Source organism: Microbacterium sp. Bi128 (genome assembly GCF_918698205.1).
Window position 1 is genome coordinate 1 of the sequence record NZ_CAKKMM010001024.1, and the last position, 1,842, is coordinate 1,842.

At 70.7% G+C, this 1,842-nt stretch carries 2 protein-coding genes and 1 pseudogene; 1 reads left to right on the plus strand and 2 read right to left on the minus strand.

Features of this window, described 5'->3' with window-relative positions:
- Nucleotides 1–874 (minus strand): hypothetical protein (locus tag LQV45_RS29310; RefSeq protein ID WP_230010582.1); only part of this gene is annotated, 874 nt, incomplete at its 3' end.
- 149 nt (nt 875–1,023) lie between these two features.
- On the opposite strand from LQV45_RS29310, the gene LQV45_RS29315 reads away from it, so the two are divergent.
- Nucleotides 1,024–1,497, plus strand: coding sequence for a hypothetical protein (locus LQV45_RS29315; protein ID WP_230010585.1), 474 nt, complete (start codon nt 1,024–1,026; stop codon nt 1,495–1,497).
- Here the strand turns inward: LQV45_RS29315 and LQV45_RS29320 are convergent.
- Nucleotides 1,494–1,842 (minus strand): annotated as a pseudogene (locus LQV45_RS29320) (MFS transporter); the annotation flags it as partial. The gene LQV45_RS29315 and the pseudogene LQV45_RS29320 sit on opposite strands and share 4 nt — an antisense overlap.

Consider the following 1,842-nt stretch of genomic DNA (forward strand, 5'->3'; position numbering starts at 1 on the left):
CCGCCGCCAGCTCGTGATTCTTCCGGGCCGTTTTGAGACCGGCTTCTGCCGCGTCCAGACGCCGCCTGAGCTCGCGCACCTCGTCGGCCAGCAGGGTGGTTTCCGCCGTCACCTCCGCCAGCTCCGCGGCCGCGCGGCCTGCCTCCTCGTCGGTTTCCGCGGCGGCCACTTCGGCTGCCTCCAGGGCGGCCCGCGCCCGTTCCACCGCCGACGGCGTGGGCGTCATCCGTGCCGTGCCGACGGCCCGGAGGCGGGGTTGTTCCGTTGTCGGCTTTCCGCCGGCAGTTGTGCCACGCTGTGCGGTCCGGTCCGCCGGTTCTGTCCCGCCGGCGCCGGGCGCTGGTTCTGTCCCGCGGACGCTGGCCGTTCCAGGCGCGGCTCCAGTGCCGGGCACCGTCGCCGCATGGCTCCCCGGGACAGCCACTGCGCCGGCGAGATCGACGACGTCGACCCCGTCCGCCGAGAGCGCCCGGAGCAGGCAGCCGCTTTGCACGGCGGCGGCGGCCCCCGGATCGGCGGTGGCGGCCCGCAGGGTCTGCTCCACTTCCGTCGCGACGGCGGCGCTGATGGCCCGTCCGTGCCGGGCCGCCAAGGCCTGTGCCGCCTTCACCGTGCTGCCGAGGAGCTGGCGCCGCTGCTGGGCGAGGCGACGGAGGTCCGCTGCATCCAGGGCATCCTGTGCGGCCTGCATCGACGTCCCCAGCGCAGCCAGCTCCCGCAGGATTTCGGGGCTGTGCGCCGCCAGCATGTTCACCGCCCACGCCGCCACCGACGGCTTGGGCAGGGCACGGACTGCGGCCGCCAGGGCACGCTGCTCGGCGGCGGTGACGCCCGCGGAACTGACGTCTTTGGCCGCCGCCGTTCTAGCAGCCACGAAATCCCCGTAGGGCAATGCATAGAGCGGTCCGGCAATGCCCGCTAGTTCCCGCGATCCCATGCAAGAATCATAGGAGTCTGGCCCCGCCGCGAGTTCGCTGCCCCATCATCAGACCCGGTGCCGTCACGTTCTGGAGGAGATTTCACTTGATCGAAATTGGTGGGCTCCCGGCCCATGTCCTGCTCGTCCACGCCGTAGTGGTATTAGCGCCCATCGCAGGTCTTGGCGCCATCGTTTATGCCGTGGCACGGCGCTGGTGGGGCTACTTGGCCTGGCCCCTGGGCGTGTTGTCACTGGGGCTGGTGCCAGTAACACTCTTGACCGCGCAGGCAGGCGAGCAGTTGGAGAAAGTCCGTCCGGCGTCGGCGGTGGTCCACGAGCACGCCCAGGAAGGTGACGTACTCAAAGTGCTTTCCGTGATCTTCTTCGTCCTGGTCGCGGCAATGTTGATAGTCACCTACGAGCCCTTTGGCCGGCGCCTGGCGTTCCTTGGCGGCCTTCGGAGCAACCGGATTGTCCGGGGAGCCGTCCTGATTGCCGGCGCCCTCGCGGGGGGCTTCTTCATTTACCAGAGCATCATCACGGGACATTCCGGCGCGGCCTCGGTCTGGGCGCGCTAAGTCAGCCCATCCGCGGGCCCTTGGCCAGGTGATGCGTGCCGGGCCCGGTGCAGCGTGACGAGCAGCAGGACGAAGGCCGTTGCCTGCAGTGTGGCCACGGCAGCGATGAGCGCCGGCCGTGCGCCGTAAAGTGACCCGTACAGGGCGCCGCCGGCCAAGGCGCCGGCGCCCTCGAACGCCGCGAACACCCCGTACGCCGTGCCCTGCCGGGGTTGGGGCACCAGATCGGCAACCAACGCCTTGACCGTGGAGTCCTGGATGCCGGTGGCGGCGCCCCAGACCAGGACGCCCCCGAGCACGAGCCCGGCGCTCGGCGCCAGGGCCAGCACGGGCACCCCCATAATC